This is a genomic window from Aureimonas ureilytica DSM 18598 = NBRC 106430 (assembly GCF_000382705.1).
Classification (GTDB): domain Bacteria; phylum Pseudomonadota; class Alphaproteobacteria; order Rhizobiales; family Rhizobiaceae; genus Aureimonas; species Aureimonas ureilytica.
In genome coordinates, this window is record NZ_ARQE01000009.1 from 132,334 (window position 1) to 153,555 (window position 21,222).

Here is a 21,222-nt window from a genome sequence, read left to right on the forward strand (position 1 = left end):
TTCGCGGCCCTGGCGCTAGCCTGCCGGGACCGGGAAGGGGAGTTGCGATGCGCGCGCTGACCACGATCGGCTTCGACGCCGACGACACGCTCTGGGAAAACGAAAGCTTTTTCCGCCTGACGCAGGAGCGCTTCGCCATGCTTCTCGCCGAGCATGGCGACGCCGGCACGATCGGTCGCCTGTTGTTCGAAACGGAAAAGCGCAATCTCGAATTCTACGGCTTCGGCATCAAGGGCTTCACCCTGTCGATGATCGAGACCGCCGTTCAGCTGACCGACGGGCGCGTTCCCTCGAGCGTCATCGGCGAAATTCTGGGCTATGGCCGCGAAATGCTGCGCCATCCCGTGCAGACCTTGCTCGGCGCGCGCGAAACGCTGGAAGAGCTGGCGGGCGCGTTCCGCCTCGTTCTGGTGACGAAGGGCGACCTGTTCGACCAGGAACGCAAGCTCGCGGCGTCCGGCCTCGGCGATCTGTTCCACGCGGTCGAGATCGTGTCGGACAAGAGCGAGGCGACCTATCACGGCGTGTTCGGCCGCCATGGGGACGGCGCGAAGCGCGCCATGATGGTCGGCAACTCACTGCGCTCCGATGTTCTCCCGGCGCTCGCGGCCGGAAGCTGGGGCGTGCATGTGCCCCACCAGCTGACATGGGAATACGAACATGCCGAAGCGCCGCTGGAGGCGCCGCGTTTTCGGCGCATCGAGACGCTCACTGAGCTCCCGGCGCTGATCGCGTCGATCGAAGGGGAGGCCGGCTAGTCGAAGAGCGAGGACACCGACTGTTCGGTGGTGGTGCGCGAGATCGCTTCGCCCAGCAGCGTCGCGGTGGTCACGACGCGGATGTTGCGCGCTTCGCGGATCGCCTTGGTCGGCTCGATCGAATCGGTGATGACCAGCTCTTCGATCGAGGAGGCGGCGATGCGGGCGACAGCGCCGCCGGACAGGACGCCGTGCGTGATATAGGCGCGAACGCCCTTGGCGCCCGCCGCCATCAGCGCGTCGGCCGCGTTGCACAGCGTGCCGCCGGAATCGATGATGTCGTCGATCAGGATGCAGTGGCGACCGGCGACGTCGCCGATGATGTTCATGACCTCGGACTCGCCCGGCTTCTCGCGGCGCTTGTCGACGATCGCGAGCGGCGCGTCGAGACGCTTGGCGAGCGCGCGGGCACGCACCACGCCGCCGACATCGGGAGAGACGACCATCACATGGTCGGTCTCCAGATGTTCCTTGATGTCGCGCGCGAGCAGCGGCACGGCGAAGAGATTGTCGGTCGGAATGTCGAAGAAGCCCTGGATCTGACCTGCGTGGAGATCCATCGTCATGACGCGGTCGGCGCCGGCTTCCGTGATCAGATTGGCGACGAGCTTGGCCGAGATCGGCGTGCGTCCGCCGGCCTTCCGGTCCTGCCGCGCGTAGCCGAAATAGGGGAGGACGGCGGTGATGCGCCGCGCCGAAGCGCGCCGCAGCGCGTCGATCATGATGAGCAGTTCCATCAGGTGATCGTTGGCCGGATAGGACGTGGACTGAATGACGAAACAGTCCTCGCCGCGCACGTTCTCCTGGATCTCGACGAAGATTTCCTGGTCCGCGAAGCGCTTCACCGATGCGAGGCCGAGAGGCAGCTCCAGATACTTGCCGATCGACTCGGCGAGGCTACGATTGGAGTTGCCGACAAAAAGTTTCATCGTGTCCCGCACCACTGCATGAGGGTTCGCGTCGAGCCGCTGGCTGCGCCCGGTGAGACGGAAGAGCCCTCCGCCGTTGGGGCGCTCATAACAAGATCATGGAAAGATTCAAGCTTCTCACCCGAGAATTCCCCGCGAATGGCAAACGCGGCCGGAAACCTCTCGAGGCTCAAGCGAACGGAAGTTCGAGCGGCAGGCGCGACAGGCATTCGGGCGCGCCCTCCGTCGTCAGATAGGTCCGGCCGACGGCCATGGCCGTTCCGCTGTCGGAATCCATGAGGATCATGTGGGCAAAAAGCGTCATGCCGGGCTGGATCGGCTCGGCATTGCCGGCGACGAACATCTGCGGCTCCATCCAGGACGGAGCGAAGCGTGCGCCCACCGAATAGCCGCAGGCCGCCAGACGATGGCGCACGAGGTCGTGCGCTTCCACGACCCGCGCATGGGCGTCGAACACGTCGCCGAAGGTCTGGCCGGGCCGCAGTGCGCCTTCGATCGCTTCCATGCCCTCGCGCGCCGCCTGGAAGAGCTCCTCGTGGCGGATCAAGGGGCGCCCGACCGTCACCGTCTGCATGAGCGGCGCATGGTAGTTCGCCCGAACGCCCGACCATTCCACGGTAAGCTGGTCCTGCGCCGACAATTGGCGACGGCCCGAGCGATAGCGGCAGAGAAGCGCGTCGGCGCCCGAGCCCAGCACGAACGGGTTGGCGGAGTAGTCCCCGCCCGCGCGCAGGATCGAGCCCTGCAAGGCATGGAGAAGCTCGGACTCGTCGGCCCCTTCGCGCACGAGCGGCATCATGGCTTCGAACGCGTCGTCGCCCATGCGCGCCGCTTCGCGCACATAGGCGATCTCGGCCTCGCTTTTCACGAGCCGAAGCGCCGGGACGAGGTCGGACGCGTCGCTCAGCGTCGCGAAGGAGCCGAGCTTTTCCTCGACGAGACGCCCATTGGCCGCCGTCAGCCCCTGCGTCGCCCATTCGACGCCGACCCGCGCGCCGAGAAGGCCCATGTCGTCCATCATGTCGCGAAGTTCGATCGCCGGATTCGCGCCGCCGCGGTCGCGCCAGAGCACGATCGTCTCAATATTGGAGGTGTGGCGCGCCTGCCGAAGATCGGCCGAGCGGGTGACGAGCCGCATCTCGCCGTCGCTCTTCACGACGAGGCACTGGAAGAAGCAGAAGCCGAACGTGTCGTAGCCCGTCAGCCAGTACATCGAATCCTGCGCGAACAGGAGCAGGGCGTCGAGCTTGCGCTCCGCCATCTCCGCCTGAAGGCGGGCGCGACGGTTCGCGAATTCGTCGGCTGAAAAATGCAGCATGGGTCTCGCTCCGGCTGGCGGCGGTCAGAGCAGGACGATGGCCGAAAGCTGGCGACCATAGTCCGGCTCGCCGCGATGGGTCGTGCGGCGAAACGAAAAGAAGCGGCTCTCCTCGGCATAGGTGCAGGCGCCGACGAAGGAGGCTTGCGCGCCGAGGCGCGTCAGCTTGGCCACGATATAGGCGGGCAGGTCGAACTGCCGTTTGGTCTCGCTGCGGCCGGGCGTGAAGAAGCGCTCGTTGGCGGCGTCCTCGGCGAGGAACGGCTCCATCATCGCCGCGTCGACTTCGTAGTTCGGCTGCGTGATGGTCGGCCCGAGCACGGCGACGATCCGCTCGCGCCGGGCGCCGAGGTCTTCCATCGCGTCCAGCGTCCGATCGAGCACGCCACCGATCGCCCCGCGCCAGCCCGCATGAGCCGCGCCGATGACGCCGGCGTCCCGGTCCGCGAAGAGAACCGGCCCGCAATCGGCCGTCACCACGCCGATCGGCAGACCGCGCACACGCGTCACCACGCCATCGGCCTTCGGCCGCTCCGTGCCGAAGGGCGCATCCACCACGGCGACATCAGGCGAATGGATCTGCCAGGGGGTCGCGATCACGCCGTCCGCGCGGCCGAGAAAGAACGCCGCGCGTGCGCGATTTTCCTGCACATCCTCGGGCGCATCCTGCGAGCCGACGCCGACATTCAAGCCGCCATAGAGCCCTTTCGAGACGCCGCCGGCGCGGGTGAAAAAGGCATGGTGCAGCTGGCCGTCGCCCTGAAGCGTCGGGGCCTGAAGCACGTCGTCGGGCCGCAGGGCGGCGGAGGCGGTCTCATTCATGGCGCGGAGGGTGGGGGACGGGGCGCTCGGAGTCAATGAAATCTCCTCAGCTCGAAAAAGGCGGAAGCGCCAGCGCGCGGCTGGACAGGGCGGCGACCTTGAACAGCGCGCCCATCTCGTCCGGTCCGGTGCCGGCGAGGCGGTGGACGGCCTGCGTCACGGCGCTGCGCCCCGCCTCGTCCAGCGGGGCACCGAGGGCGCCGGCGCGTTCCAGAAGCCCGAGCGAAAGCAGAAAATCGCCCTGCGTCGCCAGTGCCCCATGCGCGACGCCGCATTCCTGCGCCACCGTCAGCACGCGTTCGAAATCCACATGGCTGGTGATGTCGGCCGCGCCGACCTGATCCAGGGCGGGGGCGAAGCGATGCTGCCTGAGCGCCTGGAGCGTGTCGCCGAAGCCGGACGCGGCATGGCCGTAATCGATCAGGAGCGCGGCTCCGCTGCGCGCGGCGAGATGGCCGGCAATCGAAGCGACGATCGCATCGCGCTCCGGCGAGAATTCGAACACGGCCCCCTCCGGCGGGCGGCCGAGTTTAGCGAGGGCCGCCGGCACCGAGCGCATCGGCTCGCCGTCCGAGAGTTGCAGCGCGCCATCGGGCCCGAGCGCGATCACCCGCTCCCGCCACGCCCCGTCGGAAAAGCGAAGCTGGCGAATGGCGACGGCGTCCAGAAGCTCGTTGCCGACGAGAAGCAGCGGCAAGCGCTCCAGCTCGTCCAATCTCCGGTGGCGGACGATCGGCAGGTCGAAGCGCGACAGGTGCTCGATCTGGCCCGCCGCCAGCCGGTCGCTGGTTTCCACCAGACGAACGCGCGCCGCGCGCATCATGTCGGGGTCGAGCTGTCGGACGCTGCGCAGGATATCGGCCATCAGCGTGCCGCGCCCCGGGCCGATCTCGCACAGGAGAAACGGGGAGGGGCGCCCGAGCCCGCGCCAGGCCGCGACCAGCCACGCGCCGATCAGCTCGCCGAACATTTGGCTGATTTCGGGGGCGGTGGTGAAGTCGCCCTCCGTGCCGAACGGATCGCGCGTCGTGTAATAGCCGTGCTCGCGATCGAACAGCGCAATGGTCCAGAAGCGGTCCAGCCGCATCGGCCCGCGCGCGGCGAGCTCCTCGCGAACGCGCCGGTCGAGCGGCGTCGGGCCGGGCCCCGTCAAGCGCGGCTCGGCTCGGCGTCCACGCGCGGCTCGTAAACGCGCGGCTTGGCCGTCGCCACGGCCCAGATGCCGACGAGCAGCATGGGTACGGACAGGATCATGCCCATCGTCACCCAGCTCGTGCCGAGGAGATAGCCGAGCTGCGCATCCGGCATGCGGAAGAATTCCACGAAGATGCGGGCGCAGCCATAAAGGAAGATGAAGACCCCGGCCGTCAGGCGCGGACGCCCGAGGCCCTTCAAGCCATGCGTGACGAAGCGCAGGACGAGAAACAGGACGATGCCTTCGAGCGCGGCCTCGTAAAGCTGGCTCGGATGGCGCGGCTCCGGCCCCGCATGGGGAAACACCATGGCCCAGGACACGCTCGTCGGCGCGCCCCACAGCTCGCCATTGATGAAATTGGCGATGCGGCCGAAGAAGAGGCCGAAGGGCACGGAGGCGGCGACGACGTCCACCAGCGAGAAGAAGGGCACTTTCTGCGTGCGGCAGAACAGGAGCATGGCGATGGTCACGCCGATGAGCCCGCCATGGAAGGACATGCCGCCTTCCCAGACGCGGAAGGCCGAGAGCGGATCGGCGGCGATCCGGTCGAAATCGTAGAAGAAGATCGATCCGAGACGCCCGCCCGCCACGATGCCGATCGTGATCCAGACGATGAAATCGTCGATCTGCGTTCTGGTGATCGGCGACACGCCGTTCGGCCAGAGGCGCGGGGTCGAAACGAGATAGCGTCCGTACATCCAGCCGCAGAGAATGCCCGCCACATAGGCGAGCCCGTACCAGCGCAACGCGATCGGTCCGATCTGCAGAAACACCGGGTCGATCTGGGGATAGGTGAGAAGGCCGAATGCGGCTTGCGTCAGCATAGGTTCGGTTTCCCTCGTTTCCCGGGCCGAGACGCCGGCGGGGGACCCTTTGCGATGGGATGGCGTCCCGGTCAAGCCGGGCGGCTCCATTGCCAAGCGCCCTGCGAGCGCCTACCTCCAGCCTGAGTTGCCGCCATTGGAGCCGAGCCATGACGAACCGAGGACCGAACCGCATGCTGGACGAGTTCGCCCGCATGATGACCGACGCGGCTGGCGCTGCTCAGGGCGTGCGCCGCGAGATGGAGACCGTGTTCCGCACGCAGGGCGAGCGGTTCATCAATCAGATGGATCTCGTCCAGCGCGAAGAGTTCGAGGTCGTCCGCGAGATGGCGGCCAAGGCGCGCATGGAGAACGAAGCGCTGAAGAAGCGCATCGCCGATCTGGAAGCCAAGCTCGGCACCGGCGAGGTGAAGCCGGCGGACGTGCCGGACGCGATGTAACGCTCTCGTCTTCGCCGAAAGGCGCAGTGATCATCGGGGCGGTTCGGCAGGGGTCGAGCCGCTTTTTTCATGTCCGGAAACGCGTTTTGGGGGAGAGGGATGCGCCGCGCATCCGGGCCGTTCGAGCCGCCCGAATCTTATCCACAGCCTATGCACAGATTTGTCGGCAAGTCCGCTCGGACGAGGCGACTCGGAAAGTCCTTTTCCGGGAGTCGCTTATCGATTTCGGACCTTCGACCATGACGCCGAAAACCGTTTGAAAACGATTAAAATCGCCCGGCCGCTCTGGCATCCGGAGTCGCGCTCTATACACTGATTCATAAGGCTGATTCGCCGCGGCGGCGAGGAGCCGGAATGCGGAAGCGAGGCGTGCGAGGCACACGCTTTGCGGACGGCGGGTTGCGTGCGGCGCCCGGCGGTCCCGCATCAGGTGCGGCATGGGGATTGAGATGCAACTGGCTCAGTGGGAACCGAGACGTCACACCAATCCGGTGGACGTGATCGAGCGCGTGGCATCGCGCCGTGAATGGGCGTTCGAGCGCTCTTGCGACAATGAGATCGAGGTCGCCGTGACCGGCGTCTGGTCGAACTATTCGGTGTCCTTCTGCTGGATGGAAGATGCGGAAGTTCTACACCTCGGATGTGCCTTTTCGATGAAGGTGCCCGCCCGTCGCGAGGGCGAGGTGCTGCGGCTTCTGGCCAAGATCAACGAGCAGCAGCTTCTCGGCCATTTCGACCTGTGGCCCTCCGAAGGCGCGGTCATGTTCCGCCACACGATGCTTCTTCCGGGCGGGCAGCAGCCCTCCGGCCAGCAGGCCGAGCGCCTGCTTGCGGCGGCGCTGGAGGCCTGCGAGCGCTATTATCAGGCGTTCCAGTTCGTTCTCTGGGCGGACCGGGATGCCGAGGGCGCGCTCGCCTGCGCCGTGTTCGATACGGTGGGGAACGCTTGAGATGACGGCGGCGACGGGCTTTTCGGCGGGGCATCTGACGCTGCTCGGCGGCGGCAATATGGGCGGGGCGATGCTGCGCGGCTGGATCGCCGCCGGTCTCGACCCGGCCAGCGTCACCGTGGTCGATCCTCGGCCGTCGGACGCGCTGCTGCCCTTGTTCGATCAAGGCGTGCGCCACCGCACCTCCGCGCCGGAAACGCCGCAGGACGTCGTCGTGCTCGCCGTCAAGCCGCAGCTTCTGGATGAAGCGGCCGCGCCGCTCGCACCCGTTCTCGTCGCCAAGACGCTGGTTCTCTCCGTCGCGGCCGGGCGCACCGTCGCGTCGATCGAGGCGCTTCTGGGCGCGCACCCTGTCGTGCGCGCCATGCCGAACACGCCGGCCCTGATCGGACGCGGCATCACGGGTGCCTATGCCAACGCGCTGGTGGACGATCACGCCCACAGCGTCGCGGATCGCCTCCTGTCGGCGAGCGGTCCGGTGGAGTGGGTGTCCAACGAAGCCGAGATCGACATGGTGACGGCGGTTTCGGGCAGCGGCCCGGCCTATGTCTTCCTTCTTGCCGAAGCTTTGGCGGAAGCGGGCGCGGCCGCCGGGCTCGACCCGGCGCTCGCCATGCGTCTCGCCCGGCACACGGTGGCCGGGGCGGGCGAACTCATGCTCCGCTCGGAGGACGATCCGGCCCAGCTTCGCCGCAACGTGACTTCGCCGAAGGGCACGACCGAGGCGGCGCTCGGCGTGTTGATGGCCGAGGACGGGTTCGGCCCGCTCCTGAAAAAGGCCGTCGCGGCCGCCAAGGCGCGGGCCGAGGAGCTGTCGCGCGCATGAGCGAGAAGGCCGGACCCTCCGCCGAGATCAGTTTCGACGACTTCATGAAGGTCGATATCCGCATCGGGACGATCGTCTCGGCCGAACCCTTTCCGGAAGCGCGCAAACCGGCCTTCAAGCTGGTCATCGATTTCGGACCCGAGATCGGACAAAAGAAGTCCTCGGCGCAGATCACCGTGCGTCATAGCCTGGACGAGCTGGTCGGCCGTCAGGTCATGGCGGTCGTGAACTTCCCCCCTCGGCAGATCGGTCCGGTGCGCTCGGAGGTGCTGACGCTCGGCTTTCCCGACGAGGCGGGCCATGTCGTCCTGGCCGCGCCGAGCCATCCGGTGCCGAACGGCGCGCAGCTCTTCTAGAGGCGCGCTCTAGACCGGCAGCCGCACCATGGCCTTGAGGCCGCCGAGCTTGGAATCCGACAGAAGAATGTCGCCGCCGTGGCTGCGCGCGATGTCCCGGGCGATGGCAAGGCCGAGGCCCGTTCCGCCCGCGTCGATATTGCGCGCTTCGTCCAGCCGCACGAAGGGCTTGAAGACCTCCTCGCGCTTGTCCGAGGCGATGCCCGGACCGTCGTCCTCCACCGAGATCGTCAGCCAGCGGTCGTCATGTCGCGCGGTGAGATGGACATGCCTGCCGTGGCGCATGGCGTTGGCGACGAGATTGCCGACGAGCCGGGTGAAGGAGTCCGGCCGCACGGTGATGAGCGGATCGCCGAGAATGTCGGACGTGATCTCCCGGTTCTTCAGCACCGCTTCGCTCTCGAACCGGGCAAACAGGCGTTCGAGGTCGAGTTCGCCCACATCCTCGCCGGCCTCGCCCTTGGCGAAGGCGAGATAGCCTTCCAACATCCGGCCCATCTCGTTGACGTCCTCTTCGAGCTCCCGCCGGTCCTCGTTCTCCTCGAGAAGCGCGAGCTGCAGCCGGAAGCGGGTCAAAACGGTGCGCAGGTCATGGCTGACGCCATTCAGCATCTGCGTTCGCTGCTCGATCTGCCGCTCGATCCGATCGCGCATCTGGATGAAGGCGACGGAGGCGCGCCGCACCTCCGACGCGCCCCGGACGCGGAAATCCGAGGGCATGGGCAGGCCGCGCCCGAACCCCTCTGCGGCTTGCGCGAGCTTCTGGATCGGGCGGATCTGATTGCGCAGGAAGAGGATGGCGATCAGGAGCAGCACGGCGGAGGTGCCGAACATCCACACGAGGAAGATATGCGTGTTGGACGCGTAGGCCGAGTTGCGCGGCGCGAAGACGCGCAGGAGATGGTGCGGAAGCTGGATGCGGATTTCCACGATGCGGGATTCGCCCACCGTGTCGATCCAGAAGGGCAGGCCGATCTGCCGCGTGATCTCTTCCGATAGAATGCCGTCCAGAATGTTGAAGAAGGGCTTGGGCGCCGGCGGGGGCAGGGGCTCGGGCGGCAGGACAAGGACGTTCAGACCCAGGCGCTCCCGAGCGATCCGGTTGATCGTCAGGAATTCGGGGTCCTGCGGGTACTGGTCGATAATGTCGATCACCGCCGCGATGTCCTGCACCACGGCGGTCGACAGACGCTGCGTCACGGTCTGCCAGTGCCGCTCCATGAAGACGAAGGCGAGAACCGACTGAAGCAGCACCATGGGCGCGATGATGATGATCAGGGAGCGCGCATAGAGGCCCTTCGGCGTGCGCCGCGACACGAAGCGGGGCACATGGCGGAACGGCCCGCGCCAGACCCGCAGCTTGCCGAGCCCCGGCAGGAACGAGAAGCGGTCCGCCCGCCAGCGCTCGAAGAGGGTCATCGCGTTTGGCCGGTCAATCGACGTTCAGCCGGTAGCCGATGCCGCGCACCGTCTGGAGCCAGAGCGGGTTGGCGGGGTCGCTCTCGATCTTGCGGCGCAGGCGGTTGATCTGCACGTCCACCGTGCGCTCGCCGACATCGGCCTCGCCGCCGAGAAGGTCCTGGCGATGGATCGTGTCGCCCGCCTTCTGCGCGAACTGGACCATGATGTCCTGCTCGCGTTCGGTCAGGCGAATGATCTCGGTTCCGCGCTTCAACTCCCGCCGCGACAGGGAGAAGGTGAAGGGTCCGAAGCGCACATGCTCGACCTTCTGGATGGGCGAGACATTGCCGCGCTTCAGGATGTTGTTGACCCGCAGCAGAAGCTCGCGCGGGTCGAAGGGCTTGGCGAGATAATCCTCCGCGCCCGCTTCCAGCCCCAGAATGCGGTCGTCGGTTTCCGAGCGCGCCGTCAGCATCAGGATCGGGATGTCGCGAATGGCCGAAAGCGAGCGGGTGAGGTCGAGGCCTGTCTCGCCGGGCATCATCACGTCGACGATCATCAGGTCGAAGTCGAGGCCGACGAGAATGCGCCGCGCCTCGGCCGCGTCCGCCGCCACGGAAACGCGAAAGCCGCGCTCCGAGAGAAAGCGCGACAGGAGGCTGCGGATGCGGCGGTCGTCGTCCACCACGAGAAGATGCGGCGCGTCGTCGTCCAGCGCCTCGGGGCGCGCCACGCTTTCGGACAAAGTCACAGCCTCACGTCTCCTTTCCGATGCCCTGCCGGGTGAACCAGTCGCGCGTCGCCTTGCGGTCTATCCCCATTTCCAGAAGGAAATCGTTCACGAGGGCCGGATCGTCCAGTGCGGCGGCGCGGAAGGCGGCGTCGATGCGGCGGACCTGCGCCCGCGACAGTTCCAGCGTCAGAGTGCGGCCTTTTTCCGTCGGGTAGAGGCGGCGCTGCCGGCGATCGTCGCTGCCCTGCACCTGCACCACGAAATCCTCGTCGATCAACTGCCGCAGGACGCGCGAGAGCGATTGCTTGGTGATCTGGAGCAGCTCCAGGAGATCGGCCACCGTCATGCCGGGCGCGCGGTTGACGAAATGCAGGATGCGATGGTGCGCCCGCCCGAACCCGTAGCGCGTCAGGATCGAATCGGCATCGGCCGTGAACTCGCGATAAGCGAAGAAGAACAGCTCGATCAGGCGGAAGTCGAGCTCGCCCCTTGTCGGCAGGGGGTCTTCCACGATGCGGGGGCCGGGCGGCCGGGCGGTCTCGGGCAATGCGGCGTCCATCAAGAAAGGTCAGCAATATTGACGTATATTGCTTCCATTGTTACACCCTTGCGCATCGGTTGGAACAGCCCGCCCGCCGGCAGGCTCGTCGCGATCGAGTGAACTCGTGCGGCCCGCCGCGTTTCCGCCCATCGATCCCGCCTTGCCGGCGCTTTCGCTTGAAGCGGGCGCCCCGGCATGGCTGAGTGACCGGGGAGGGACGCGCGCCGGGAGGGCGTCGCGGACGAACGATCAGGAAAGGCCGCCCGCCAAGGGCGCGACAATCATCATGAGCACCGTGGCATTCGATCAGCTCGACGGCGAGATCTGGTACAATGGCGAGTTCGTGCCCTGGCGCGACGCCAAGGTTCATGTCCTCACCCATGGCCTGCACTATGCGAGCGCCGTGTTCGAGGGCGAGCGCGCCTATGGCGGCGAGATCTTCAAGTTGCGCGAGCACACCGAGCGCTTGATCGAGTCCGGCCGCGTTCTCGGCTTCACCGTGCCCTATTCGGCCGAGGAGATCGACGCGGCCTGCACCGAGCTCCTGCGCCGTCAGGGATTCCAGGATGCCTATGTGCGCCCGATCGCCTGGCGCGGCTCCGAGTCCATGGGCGTTTCCGCTCAGAAGAACCGCATCAACGTCGCGGTCGCGATCTGGCAGTGGCCGAGCTATTTCGACCCCGAGCAGCGCATGAAGGGCATCCGGCTCGACATTGCCGAATATTGCCGCCCCGACCCGCGCACGGCGCCCTCGCGCGCCAAGGCGGCGGGCCTCTACATGATCTGCACCCTTTCGAAACACGCCGCCGAGGCCAAGGGCTATGCCGACGCCCTGATGCTCGACTGGCGCGGTCTCGTCGCCGAGGCGACGGGCGCCAACGTCTTCTTCGTCAAGGACGGCGCGATCCACACGCCGACGCCGGACTGCTTCCTCGACGGCATCACGCGCCGCACGGTGATCGATCTGGCCCGTCGTCGCGGGATCGAGGTCGTGGTGCGGGCCATCCAGCCCGAAGAGATGGAAGGCTTCACGGAATGCTTCCTCTGCGGCACCGCCGCCGAGGTGACGCCGGTGGCCGAGATCGGCCCCTACCGCTTCCAGCCGGGCGAGATCACGCGCCAGCTGGTGGAGGACTACATGAACGAGGTTCAGCCCAAGCGTCTCGCGGCGGAATAGGCGCCTCGCTCGGGATCATCGGAAAGCCGGCCCTTCGAGGCCGGCTTTTTCATGCGCGCACCCCGTTTGGAGCCGCGCCGCGCCCTATGATAGGTGCTCGCCGAACGCCGTGACGAGAAGGAAAGACCATGAGCCGACTGTCCCTTGAGATCGTTCCCGTCACGCCCTTCCGGCAGAACTGCTGCATCCTGTTCGACGCGGACGAGAAGCGCGGCGTGGTGGTCGATCCCGGCGGTGACGTTCCGCATATTCTGGAGGCCGTCGACCGGCTCGGCGTGACGCTGGAGGCGATCTGGCTGACGCATGGCCATATCGACCATGCCGGCGGCGCCATGGACCTGAAGGACGCGACCGGCGTCGAAATCGTCGGCCCGCACCGCGCCGACCAGCCGCTTCTTTCGCGGCTGGAGGATCAGGCGCGCATGTTCGGCCTTGCGGGCGGCGTGCGCAATGCCGTGCCCGACCGCTGGCTGGAGGAGGGCGACGCGCTGACCATCGGCACGCATCGGTTCGAGGTGCTGCACACGCCCGGCCATTCGCCGGGCCATGTCGTCTTCTTCGAGCGCACGGCCCGCTTTCTCCATGCCGGCGATGTGCTCTTCGCGGGATCGATAGGCCGCACGGACCTGCCGGGCGGCGACCACGAGACGCTGCTGCGCTCGATCCGCGAAAAGGTCCTGCCGCTCGGCGACGATGTCGGCTTCCTGTGTGGGCATGGTCCGGGCAGCCGCCTCGGCGACGAGCGACGCAGCAACCCGTTCCTCATCTGACGTTCCGGTCCGTTTCGAAACGGAACGGGCCTCAACGCGCCGCGTCGCCCGTGCAGAAGCGGCGGCGGCCCGCTTCGTCCGTATAGGTGCCGAGCGAGGCGTCGAAATTGGGGTAGCGCGCCACGCAGGCGCGCAGCCATTCGTCGGTCCAGGGTTCGAAGCCGGCGGCCGGTTCCGAGGCGGGGGCCGCCTGCGGGGCGGGCGTGGGCGAAGGCGCCGGTGCGCTCGCGATCTGCGGCTCGCGCGGCGCGGGTTTTGGAGCCGGCACGCGCGCGACGTTCGGCAGGCTCGGCGGCGTCGGCGCCCGATTGGTCTCGAGATCGATCGGCTCGTCCGGGTCGGGATACACGGTCACCGCCTGTTCGGCCGGGCTGAGCTTCGCGAAGGCGACGGAGTTCTTGGCCGGCGGCAGGTCCACGTCGTCCTTCACGTCCGCGCGCGCGCGCCGGAAGTCCGGGCTGACGCGGATGATCTTGGTCGTGCCCGAATACACGATGTCCAGACCGTTCGGGCCGTAGGGGCGCCGGTCGAGCCGCACGTTTTCCACGTCGATGATCTTTGGGCCGGCCGCGCCGGGCATCACGGAATAGCTGGACGCGCGCGGGTTCGTGTCCGAGGCGCGGTTGATCTGGATAACGGACACGCTGCCACCGAGCGCCGAGGTGCCGTACGGCGCGCCTTCGGAGCCCGGCCAAAGCGGAACGAAGCGCGACACGGAATGCCCGATCGGCTGGTACCGGTTTCCCTCACCATAATAGCGTCCACCGGCTTCGGCCGCGCCACAAGCGGCGGCGCAGACCGCCAGGGAAAGCATCAAACGTCTGCTACGCATCTCGACTGCTCGCATTAACGATTCGTTAATGAGTTTACAGCAAGGCGCATGCCAGAAAAGTCGTTCCGATTTGGAACAGGCAGTCCGTCGGGAGCGTCCCCGGTTTCCTCGGGAGACGGCCGGTAACCGGCGAGCCTGTATGAGATCGCGAAGCGATCCCTGGATGGCGTGCGGGCGAGCTTATCCGCTGGCGAGGTCAAAAACGCCGAGCCATCCGGGTCGAAAGCGCGACGAGAGAGCCGCTTTCGCCGGCAACATCGGATCGCCGAAAGCAAACAGCCCGCCTGACGGGGTCAAGCGGGCTGCGGAAGAGTGGATCGCTCGCGAGGAACGAGGATCGAAAAGGTCTCAGGCCATTTCGAGGTTGACGGCCTTCGGGCCCTTGCCGCGCTTGTCCGGCTCGGTGTCGTAGGAGACCTTCTGGTTCTCAACGAGACCCGGCAGACCGGACGCCTGCACGGCCGAGATGTGGACGAAGATGTCCGCGCCGCCATTGTCCGGCTTGATGAAACCGAAACCCTTTTCGGTGTTGAAAAACTTGACAGTACCCGTCTGCGACATGATCGAACCTTTTTCCTTTAGTCTATTCAGGTTTCCCTGAAGGGCAGTATGCAGGCAAGTCTTGATGCGAGGAAAAGGAAGCGATACATCGCGACCCGCTTTCGCGGACCACCCGGAGGATGCGCCTCCGATACGCAATTCGTCCATCACCCGAGTTCGCGAATTTGCCCGAACATCAAACTTGTGAAGCGAGATTTTAGACTTTGCAAGCAAAAGTTTTTTGTCAGGTCTTCCCTTTGCTCTCGCGTCACCCATAGGGAAAGTGGACCGAATGGTCGAAAGCGTTCGCTCCTGCGGGAGCTGGTGCGGAAACTCTCCTCTTTTCAGTGCGGTCCACCGTTTCGTTCAAGTAACCTCACGACGCGGAAAAACTGGGACGACCGGGTTTTCGGGAAAGCTCGGCCCGAAGTGCCGCGTCTGTGATCCGACGTGAAGTGATATGGGGAACTTATCGATATCCGGGCTCTTCTTCTCCTGACTGTTCGCAAGACGAACCCAACAGAATTGGATGTCCGATCATGAAGACCCTTCTTGCCGCAACCGCCTTCATCTCCTTGGCGGCCTTCCCCGCTCTCGCTCAGTCCACCGATGGCGGCTCGACCTCGGGTGCGCAGGTTATCCCGCCCGTCACGGGAACGTCGCCCGACCAGATGGGCAATGCGGCGACGACCGGTGACACACGCGCCGCGCCCTCGACCGGCATGTCGACGGGCACGATGGCGCCCGCCGGCGAGGACCGCACCAGCACCGGCTCGATCACGCAGACGCCGACGGATGGCACCAGCGTCCAGACCGACGGCATGGACCCGAACGCCGCCGCGGCGGCCGAGGAGAACACGCCGTCGAACGGCCTCGTGCCCGGTCAGAGTTCCAACTGACCACCCGCGACTGTGGCAACCGGCCGCCCCTCGTGGGCGGCCTTTTTCTTGTCCGCGATCGAATGGGGGTCGGAACGCCGACGCGGCCCTTTCGTTGGACATCAAAGCTCTTCGAGAGGTACCATCCCATGCTTCGCACGGTTTCCACCATCTTCGCCGGCCTGATGGTCGCAACGGCCGCCGCGCCCGCCATGGCGCAGGATTCCGCGCCCATTCCGCGCGGCGGCCGCGTCGTCCAGGTCGAGCCGACGCGCTCGATCGAAACCAACGCGACGGGTCTTCCGGGCGTCGGGCTGGATACGAGCACATCCAATCGCGCCGATACGCCCCGTGGCCCCGGCGGCCTTTCCAACGGGATCGGCGCTTACGGCGTCATGGCGCCCGATGCCTCGGGCGCGGCGGGCAACGCGCAGACGCGTATTCCCGGCGCGATCCCCGACACCAATGGCGGGATCGGCATTCCGATCGGCTCGCCGGGTGCGCCGGTCCGCTGATGTCCGGACCGCCTCTTTCCAGACGGCTGGCTGCGCGTGCAGCCCCGTTTGGGGTGGAGGCATGATCCAAAGCCCAGGACCTTCCCCGCGTGTCGGAAGGTGCTGTGTGGTGATAAGGAGTTGGAGCGATGAAAAGAATTCGGTTCTGGGTCGCTGGCTTGGGCCTGTTCGGCGCCCTCATGGCGGTCGATCAGGCCGCCGCCTTCGACAACGAGACGCTGATCCTGTCGCCGCGCGAGCGCGAGCAGGTGGTTGGGCATTACGTTCGGCCGGATGGGCGCACCGTGCCGCTGGTCGAGAACAACGGCATCCCGTTCCTGTTCGGGGCGGGGGACGTTCGCGGTAAACCGTCGAGTTCGCCGACCGTCAACGGCCGACAGACGACGGTGGAAGCGTCGACACCCTCCAACGGCATCGTGCCGGGGCAGGAGCCGGATTGATAGCTGGTCGAATTTTGCGCAGATCGCGAAAAATTTGGCCTCGCATTGTTGGAAACCGGACCGTGGATGGTTTCTTTTGAGGCGGTCGCGATGTCAAAAGCATCGCACCGCATTTTTGAAATCGAACGCAATGGATCGTCTCATGCAAGTGCCGCCCCGCTCGTCCGAGCCCAACCGCCGCGCCGTTCTCGGTCTTCTCGCCGCGACCGCCGCGATGCTGACCCTTGGCGTCGGTTTCACTGGCGGGCGCGCCATGGCGGCCGAAAGCGTGAAGGTCGGCATCATGGCCGGCGAAGACGAGGAAATCTGGAAGGTCGTGGCGGCCGAAGCGGCCAAGAACGGTCTGACGGTCGAGCCGGTCGTGTTCTCCGATTATGTCCAGCCCAACGAGGCGCTGGTGAATGACGAGATCCAGGCGAACGCCTTCCAGCATCAGCCCTATCTCGACGCGCAGATCCAGCAGCATGGCTACAAGATCGTGCCGGTCGGCTACACGCTGGTTCAGCCGATCGGCCTTTATTCGCGCAAGCACAAGAACACCGCCGAAATCCCTGAGGGCGCCGCGATCGGCATCCCGAACGATCCGTCCAATGCCGGCCGCGCGCTCAACCTTCTGCAGGCCCAAGGGCTGATCAAGCTGCGCGAGGGCGCCGGCATTCTGGCGACCGCGATCGACGTCGAGAGCAATCCGAAGAACATTCAGATCCGCGAACTCGATGCCGGCATTGTCGGCCGTTCGATCGACGATCTCGATGCCGGCGTCGTCAACACCGATTGGGCGCTGAAGAGCGGCATCGACCCCGATAAGGAGCGCATCGCGCAGGAGCCGCTCGAAAACAATCCCTACCGCAATTTCATCGCGGTCCGCGAAGACGAGAAGGATGCCCCTTGGGTGAAGACGCTCGTCGCCGCCTACCAGACCGACGCGGTGAAGGATGCCCTCGCCAAGTGGTATAAGGGAACCACGCTTCCCGCCTGGTAAGCTTTTCTTTTCCTTACGTTCCGTTTCCGAACGGGCGGCAAGCGCTTTTATGGCGCTTGCCGCCCGCTTCTCGTTTTGAAAGTCGATCTCCACAACCGTCATGACCCAATCCACAACACCGATCGACGCGCCGCCGACCCCGGCGCGGCCGATCCTCCGGCTCTCCGGCGTATCCAAGCGCTTCGGCAGCCATCAGGCCTTGAAGGCCGTCGATCTGTCCGTCGCGCGCGGCGAGATCGTGGGCGTCATCGGTCGCTCGGGCGCCGGCAAGTCCACGCTGATCCGCTGCATCAACGGGCTGGAACAGCCTGACGAAGGCCAGGTCGAAGTCGAAGGGCGTTCGATAGAGCGGCTCAGCGAGCGCGAGCTTCAGCCGCTCCGCCGCCGCGTCGGCATGGTGTTCCAGCACTTCAACCTTCTCGCGAACCGAACTGCGGCTGAGAACATCGCGCTGCCGCTAAAGATCGCGGGCGTCGCGCGGGCTGAGCGCACGCGCCGCGTCGCCGAACTTCTCGATCTCGTCGGCCTCGGCGGACGAGGCGATCGCTTTCCGGCGCAGATGTCCGGTGGTCAGAAGCAACGTGTCGGCATCGCGCGGGCGCTCGCCGCCGACCCGGCGCTCCTTCTGTCCGACGAGGCGACATCGGCTCTCGACCCCGAGACGACCGAGCAGATTCTGGGTCTTCTGGCCGACATCAACCAGCGCCTCGGTCTGACCATCGTTCTCATCACCCATGAGATGGAAGTGGTGCGGCGCATCGCGAACCGTGTCGTTGTGCTGGAAGGCGGCGTCGTCGCCGAGGAAGGGCCGGTCTGGCGCGTCTTCGCCGAGCCGGCCTCGCCGGTGACGCGCACCCTGCTTCAGACCATCACGGCGGACTTGCCCCAGCGCATTCTCGATGTCCTGTCGCCCGAGCCGCCGGGCGAGGCGGTGCTGCGGCTCGACTTTGGTGGCGAGCGCGCGGACGATCCCGTCATCTCCGACTTCACCCGCGCCTTCGGCCGCCCGGCGCGCATCGTCGGTGGCCATGTCGATGAAATCCAGGGCCGCCCGGTCGGCCGTCTCTTCGTTGGGGTCGAACACGACGGACCGGACGATCTGAAGGCCGTGATCGACTTCCTCGCCGCCCGAACCCTCAAGACGGAGTGCCTCGGCTATGTCCGCCGCGCTGTATGATCTCCTTTGGCGCTCGACCTGGGAAACGCTCCTGATGACTGGCGCATCGGGGCTGGCCTCGCTGGTTCTCGGCCTGCCGATCGGCCTTCTTCTGGTGCTGACGGACCGGGGCGCGATCCTGCAGAATCTCTGGGTCAATCGCATTCTCGGCGGCGTCGTGAACGCCTTCCGCTCGGTGCCCTTCATCATTCTTCTGGTGGCGCTGATCCCGTTCACGCGCCTCGTCGTCGGCACCTCGATCGGGACGCTCGCGGCCATCGTGCCGTTGTCGGTCGCGGCGATCCCCTATTACGCGCGCATCGCGGAGGTCTCGCTGCGCGAGGTCGATCCGAACCTCGTGGAAGCGGCGCGCTCGATGGGAGCGGGGCGTTGGACGATCGTGCGCGAGGTCCTGATCCCCGAAGCGCTGCCGGGGCTCGTCGCGGGCTTCGTGGTGACGCTCGTGACGCTGGTCGGCGCGACGGCGGTCGCGGGCGCGATCGGTGCGGGAGGCCTCGGTGATCTCGCGATCCGCTACGGCTACCAGCGCTTCGAGACGAGCGTGATGGTGGCGGTCGTGGCGATCCTGATCGTCATGGTCTCCGTGTTGCAATGGGCGGGCGACCGGCTGGTGGCGCGGCTCGACCATCGCAAGTGAAACGAAAACGGCCGCCGCGAAGGGATCGCGGCGGCCGTCCTGTTCAGCTCGTGAGGTCGGCGCTTACTCGCGCTCGCCCGTGAAGTTGAGGAGGAGCTGGAAGATGTTGACGAAGTTCAGGTAGAGCGACAGCGCGCCGAACACGGCCATCTTCTGCTGCGACTCCGCCGAGAAATTCTCGGCATACTGCTCCTTGATCGTCTGCGTGTCCCAGGCGGTCAGGCCGACGAAGACGATGATGCCGATCACCGACACGGCGAACTGAAGCGCCGAGGAGCCGATGAAGATATTGGCGATCGAGGCGATGATGACGCCGATGAGGCCCATCATCAGGAGCGAGCCCATCTTCGTCAGGTCGCGCTTCGTCGTGTAGCCGTAGAGGCTCGTCGCGCCGAACATGGCGGCGGCGATGAAGAACGTGTTGGCGATGCTGGCGCCCGTGAACACCAGGAACACCGACGAGAGCGACAGGCCCATCACGGCGCAGAAGGCCCAGAAGGTCATCTGTGCCGCCGCGGCCGACATGGCGTGGATGCGGAACGAGAAGAACAGGACGAAGGCGAGCGGCGCCAGCATCACCACCCACTTCAGCGGACTGGAGAAGATCGGCACGTAGAGCGCCGGCGTGTTGCCGACCGCGAAGGCGACGATGCCGGTGACCACGAGGCCGAGGCCCATATAGTTGAAGACGCGCAGCATGTGCTGGCGCAGGCCCTCGTCGAAGAGGGCGCCCGAGGCCTGATGGGCCTGCGTGCCCCAGCCCGAGCCGTAATGCGGTGTGTTCATAACGCGAACTCCATGAAACGCGAGGAAGGTTGCCGAGCCATTGCGGCTCAGTAGAGGGAGCGGGCGAGCCGTTCGGCGGCTTCGCCCAATTCGTCGCGCTCGGCGGCGGGGCCGACCAGCGCGTAGGCGACGGGACCCTGCTGCCAGAAGGCGGCGGCAAGGTCGCCGGAGAGGGCGGTTCTCGGCTTCGTCACCTCGAACGTGCCGGGGCGGATGCCGTAGAGCGAATGGCTCTCGCCCGAGCGGTCGGCGAGCGCCACCTCGACGCTCGGCCCGAAGGGCGAGGGGAAGACCTGCACGTCGCGCACCGTCCAGCCGCGCGGCGTCTCGGGCAGCGCGATGGCCGTGGCCGAGAGGATTTCGGCCGGGTCGAAGCCGGGCGTTTCCACCTGCGAGTCCATTTCGGAGCGCAGGAGACTGGTGCGGTGCGCCGAGACGGCGTCGTCCACGAAGCTCGGCGGCGCCGAGGAGGCGACGCTTTCGCGCACCGCGAGCGGCCCGGTGCCCTCATGCGCCAGCCAGCCGAGCGCCACGAAGACGCCGACGGCGGCGAAGCGACGGAGCACGTCGAGCCGGCGACGGCGGCCGAGGCCGCTCTGCAGCCGGCGCGCGAGATCGGCGAGCGCGCGACTGCCGGGCGCATCGGGCGCGGTGAGCGTGAGGCGCAGCTCGTCGCGCAGGCGCAGGTCCGCCATGATGCGGGCGGCCTCATCCGGGTGGACGGCGAGATGCGCTTCCACCTCGATGCGTCGCAGCGGGGGGAGGCGGTCGTCGACATAGGCGACGAGATCGGCTTCGAGGATGGGATCAAGGGCCATCGGAGCCTCCGGCTGCTTTGAAGGGAACGACATTGTCCCGCGCGAGGCCCTCGCCATTCTCGATCTCGCGCAGCCGGGCGCGGGCGCGGCTGACACGGGACACGAGCGTGCCCAGGGGAATGCCGAGCGAGGCGGCGGCTTCCTCGTAGGACAGGCCCTCGATCGAGACGAGATGGAGGGCGGCGCGCTGCTCTTCCGGCAGGGTCAGGAAGGCGCGGCGCACTTCGGCAAGGCGCAGCGCGTGATCCTGCGAGGGCGCGAGCTCGGCGGTCTCGCCATGGACGATCTCGGCATTGCGCCGGGCCTCGGCGCGGCGGGCGCGCAAGCGATCCACGAACCCGTTGTGCAGGATCGAGAGCAGCCAGGGCCGCAGGCTGAGGCCGGGGCGGAACTGGTGCTGACGCTCGATGGCGCGAACCAGCGTGTCATGCACCAGATCCTCCGCGTCGTCGCGATTGCGCGTCAAGGTGAGCGCATAGCGGCGAAGCGCGCCGAGCTGGCCGAGTACATCCGGGGGCGAGGTCTTGTCCGTCATCTTGCCCCGTATACGCAGCGCGGGCGGATTCCATCCCGCGCC

At 66.6% G+C, this 21,222-nt stretch carries 26 protein-coding genes; 13 read left to right on the forward strand and 13 right to left on the reverse strand.

The window, feature by feature from the left end; genetic code table 11:
* Nucleotides 1-47: 47 nt before the first annotated feature.
* Nucleotides 48-758 (forward strand): HAD family hydrolase, encoded by a 711-nt coding sequence (locus B146_RS0118075; protein ID WP_019997884.1) that lies wholly within the window; start codon nt 48-50, stop codon nt 756-758.
* On the opposite strand, the gene B146_RS0118080 is transcribed toward B146_RS0118075, so the two are convergent.
* From B146_RS0118080 to lgt, 5 genes are all read right to left on the reverse strand, one after another.
* Entirely contained in the window at nt 755-1,687 is a 933-nt protein-coding gene (locus B146_RS0118080) for a ribose-phosphate pyrophosphokinase (RefSeq protein ID WP_026358718.1), read from the reverse strand. The genes B146_RS0118075 and B146_RS0118080 overlap by 4 nt on opposite strands.
* Nucleotides 1,688-1,856: 169 nt before the next feature.
* Nucleotides 1,857-3,005 (reverse strand): M24 family metallopeptidase, encoded by a 1,149-nt coding sequence (locus B146_RS0118085; RefSeq protein WP_019997886.1) that lies wholly within the window; start codon nt 3,003-3,005, stop codon nt 1,857-1,859.
* Nucleotides 3,006-3,029: 24 nt separating this feature from the next.
* Nucleotides 3,030-3,827, reverse strand: a complete 798-nt coding sequence (gene pgeF, locus B146_RS0118090) for a peptidoglycan editing factor PgeF (RefSeq protein ID WP_019997887.1) — start codon at nt 3,825-3,827, stop codon at nt 3,030-3,032.
* Between the two features lie 46 nt (nt 3,828-3,873).
* Nucleotides 3,874-4,980: a class I SAM-dependent methyltransferase gene (locus B146_RS0118095; RefSeq protein ID WP_019997888.1), complete on the reverse strand. Its 1,107-nt coding sequence runs from the start codon at nt 4,978-4,980 to the stop codon at nt 3,874-3,876.
* On the reverse strand, nt 4,977-5,846 hold the full coding sequence (lgt, locus tag B146_RS0118100; RefSeq protein WP_019997889.1) for a prolipoprotein diacylglyceryl transferase: 870 nt from the start codon (nt 5,844-5,846) through the stop codon (nt 4,977-4,979). The genes B146_RS0118095 and lgt overlap by 4 nt, the downstream gene beginning before the upstream one ends.
* Before the next feature lie 149 nt (nt 5,847-5,995).
* On the opposite strand from lgt, the gene B146_RS0118105 reads away from it, so the two are divergent.
* The 4 genes from B146_RS0118105 to B146_RS0118120 all read left to right on the forward strand — a co-directional run bounded on the left by B146_RS0118105 (nt 5,996) and on the right by B146_RS0118120 (nt 8,418).
* Nucleotides 5,996-6,286 carry an accessory factor UbiK family protein gene (locus tag B146_RS0118105; RefSeq protein ID WP_026358720.1) on the forward strand — a complete coding sequence of 97 codons (291 nt, stop codon included), beginning with the start codon at nt 5,996-5,998 and terminating at the stop codon, nt 6,284-6,286.
* 449 nt (nt 6,287-6,735) lie between these two features.
* The gene (locus tag B146_RS0118110) at nt 6,736-7,236 is read left to right on the forward strand and encodes a type III secretion system chaperone family protein (protein WP_026358721.1); all 501 of its coding nucleotides are present in this window, start codon (nt 6,736-6,738) and stop codon (nt 7,234-7,236) included.
* 1 nt (nt 7,237) lies between these two features.
* Nucleotides 7,238-8,062 carry a pyrroline-5-carboxylate reductase gene (proC, locus tag B146_RS0118115; RefSeq protein ID WP_019997892.1) on the forward strand — a complete coding sequence of 275 codons (825 nt, stop codon included), beginning with the start codon at nt 7,238-7,240 and terminating at the stop codon, nt 8,060-8,062.
* Nucleotides 8,059-8,418, forward strand: coding sequence for a tRNA-binding protein (locus tag B146_RS0118120; protein ID WP_019997893.1), 360 nt, complete (start codon nt 8,059-8,061; stop codon nt 8,416-8,418). The genes proC and B146_RS0118120 overlap by 4 nt, the downstream gene beginning before the upstream one ends.
* A gap of 9 nt (nt 8,419-8,427) precedes the next feature.
* Here the strand turns inward: B146_RS0118120 and B146_RS0118125 are convergent, their stop codons facing one another.
* From B146_RS0118125 to B146_RS0118135, 3 genes are read right to left on the reverse strand one after another with little or no spacing between them, the layout of a single operon-like run.
* Nucleotides 8,428-9,837, reverse strand: a complete 1,410-nt coding sequence (locus tag B146_RS0118125) for an ATP-binding protein (protein WP_019997894.1) — start codon at nt 9,835-9,837, stop codon at nt 8,428-8,430.
* A 13-nt stretch (nt 9,838-9,850) separates the two neighbouring features.
* Entirely contained in the window at nt 9,851-10,564 is a 714-nt protein-coding gene (locus B146_RS0118130) for a response regulator (protein ID WP_019997895.1), read from the reverse strand.
* A gap of 10 nt (nt 10,565-10,574) precedes the next feature.
* The gene (locus B146_RS0118135; RefSeq protein WP_019997896.1) at nt 10,575-11,111 is read right to left on the reverse strand and encodes a MarR family winged helix-turn-helix transcriptional regulator; all 537 of its coding nucleotides are present in this window, start codon (nt 11,109-11,111) and stop codon (nt 10,575-10,577) included.
* Nucleotides 11,112-11,379: 268 nt separating this feature from the next.
* On the opposite strand from B146_RS0118135, the gene B146_RS0118140 reads away from it, so the two are divergent.
* Nucleotides 11,380-12,270 (forward strand): branched-chain amino acid aminotransferase, encoded by an 891-nt coding sequence (locus B146_RS0118140; RefSeq protein WP_019997897.1) that lies wholly within the window; start codon nt 11,380-11,382, stop codon nt 12,268-12,270.
* 128 nt (nt 12,271-12,398) lie between these two features.
* On the forward strand, nt 12,399-13,040 hold the full coding sequence (locus B146_RS0118145) for an MBL fold metallo-hydrolase (RefSeq protein ID WP_019997898.1): 642 nt from the start codon (nt 12,399-12,401) through the stop codon (nt 13,038-13,040).
* A 31-nt stretch (nt 13,041-13,071) separates the two neighbouring features.
* Here the strand turns inward: B146_RS0118145 and B146_RS29910 are convergent, their stop codons facing one another.
* Nucleotides 13,072-13,854, reverse strand: coding sequence for a BA14K family protein (locus B146_RS29910; RefSeq protein WP_040408738.1), 783 nt, complete (start codon nt 13,852-13,854; stop codon nt 13,072-13,074).
* A 366-nt stretch (nt 13,855-14,220) separates the two neighbouring features.
* A complete protein-coding gene (locus B146_RS0118155) occupies nt 14,221-14,433 on the reverse strand; it encodes a cold-shock protein (RefSeq protein WP_019997899.1) in 213 nt (70 codons plus the stop codon).
* Between the two features lie 518 nt (nt 14,434-14,951).
* On the opposite strand from B146_RS0118155, the gene B146_RS0118160 reads away from it, so the two are divergent.
* The 6 genes from B146_RS0118160 (at nt 14,952) to B146_RS0118185 (ending at nt 19,041) form a co-directional block, all read left to right on the forward strand.
* A complete protein-coding gene (locus tag B146_RS0118160; protein WP_019997900.1) occupies nt 14,952-15,311 on the forward strand; it encodes a hypothetical protein in 360 nt (119 codons plus the stop codon).
* Between the two features lie 128 nt (nt 15,312-15,439).
* On the forward strand, nt 15,440-15,805 hold the full coding sequence (locus B146_RS0118165; RefSeq protein WP_019997901.1) for a hypothetical protein: 366 nt from the start codon (nt 15,440-15,442) through the stop codon (nt 15,803-15,805).
* 128 nt (nt 15,806-15,933) lie between these two features.
* Nucleotides 15,934-16,245, forward strand: a complete 312-nt coding sequence (locus B146_RS0118170) for a hypothetical protein (protein WP_155897581.1) — start codon at nt 15,934-15,936, stop codon at nt 16,243-16,245.
* A 142-nt stretch (nt 16,246-16,387) separates the two neighbouring features.
* Nucleotides 16,388-17,227, forward strand: coding sequence for a MetQ/NlpA family ABC transporter substrate-binding protein (locus B146_RS0118175; RefSeq protein ID WP_155897582.1), 840 nt, complete (start codon nt 16,388-16,390; stop codon nt 17,225-17,227).
* 100 nt (nt 17,228-17,327) lie between these two features.
* The gene (locus tag B146_RS0118180; protein WP_019997904.1) at nt 17,328-18,404 is read left to right on the forward strand and encodes a methionine ABC transporter ATP-binding protein; all 1,077 of its coding nucleotides are present in this window, start codon (nt 17,328-17,330) and stop codon (nt 18,402-18,404) included.
* On the forward strand, nt 18,385-19,041 hold the full coding sequence (locus B146_RS0118185; protein ID WP_019997905.1) for a methionine ABC transporter permease: 657 nt from the start codon (nt 18,385-18,387) through the stop codon (nt 19,039-19,041). The genes B146_RS0118180 and B146_RS0118185 overlap by 20 nt, the downstream gene beginning before the upstream one ends.
* 63 nt (nt 19,042-19,104) lie before the next feature.
* Here B146_RS0118185 and B146_RS0118190 read toward each other — a convergent pair whose 3' ends face one another.
* Genes B146_RS0118190 through B146_RS0118200 form a run of 3 tightly spaced genes read right to left on the reverse strand, consistent with a single transcriptional unit; the run spans nt 19,105 to nt 21,180 of the window.
* Entirely contained in the window at nt 19,105-19,827 is a 723-nt protein-coding gene (locus B146_RS0118190) for a Bax inhibitor-1/YccA family protein (RefSeq protein ID WP_019997906.1), read from the reverse strand.
* A 47-nt stretch (nt 19,828-19,874) separates the two neighbouring features.
* Complete coding sequence (locus tag B146_RS0118195; RefSeq protein WP_019997907.1) at nt 19,875-20,645, reverse strand: anti-sigma factor family protein; 771 nt, start codon at nt 20,643-20,645, stop codon at nt 19,875-19,877.
* A complete protein-coding gene (locus B146_RS0118200; RefSeq protein ID WP_019997908.1) occupies nt 20,635-21,180 on the reverse strand; it encodes a sigma-70 family RNA polymerase sigma factor in 546 nt (181 codons plus the stop codon). The genes B146_RS0118195 and B146_RS0118200 overlap by 11 nt, the downstream gene beginning before the upstream one ends.
* Between the last annotated feature and the right edge of the window lie 42 nt (nt 21,181-21,222).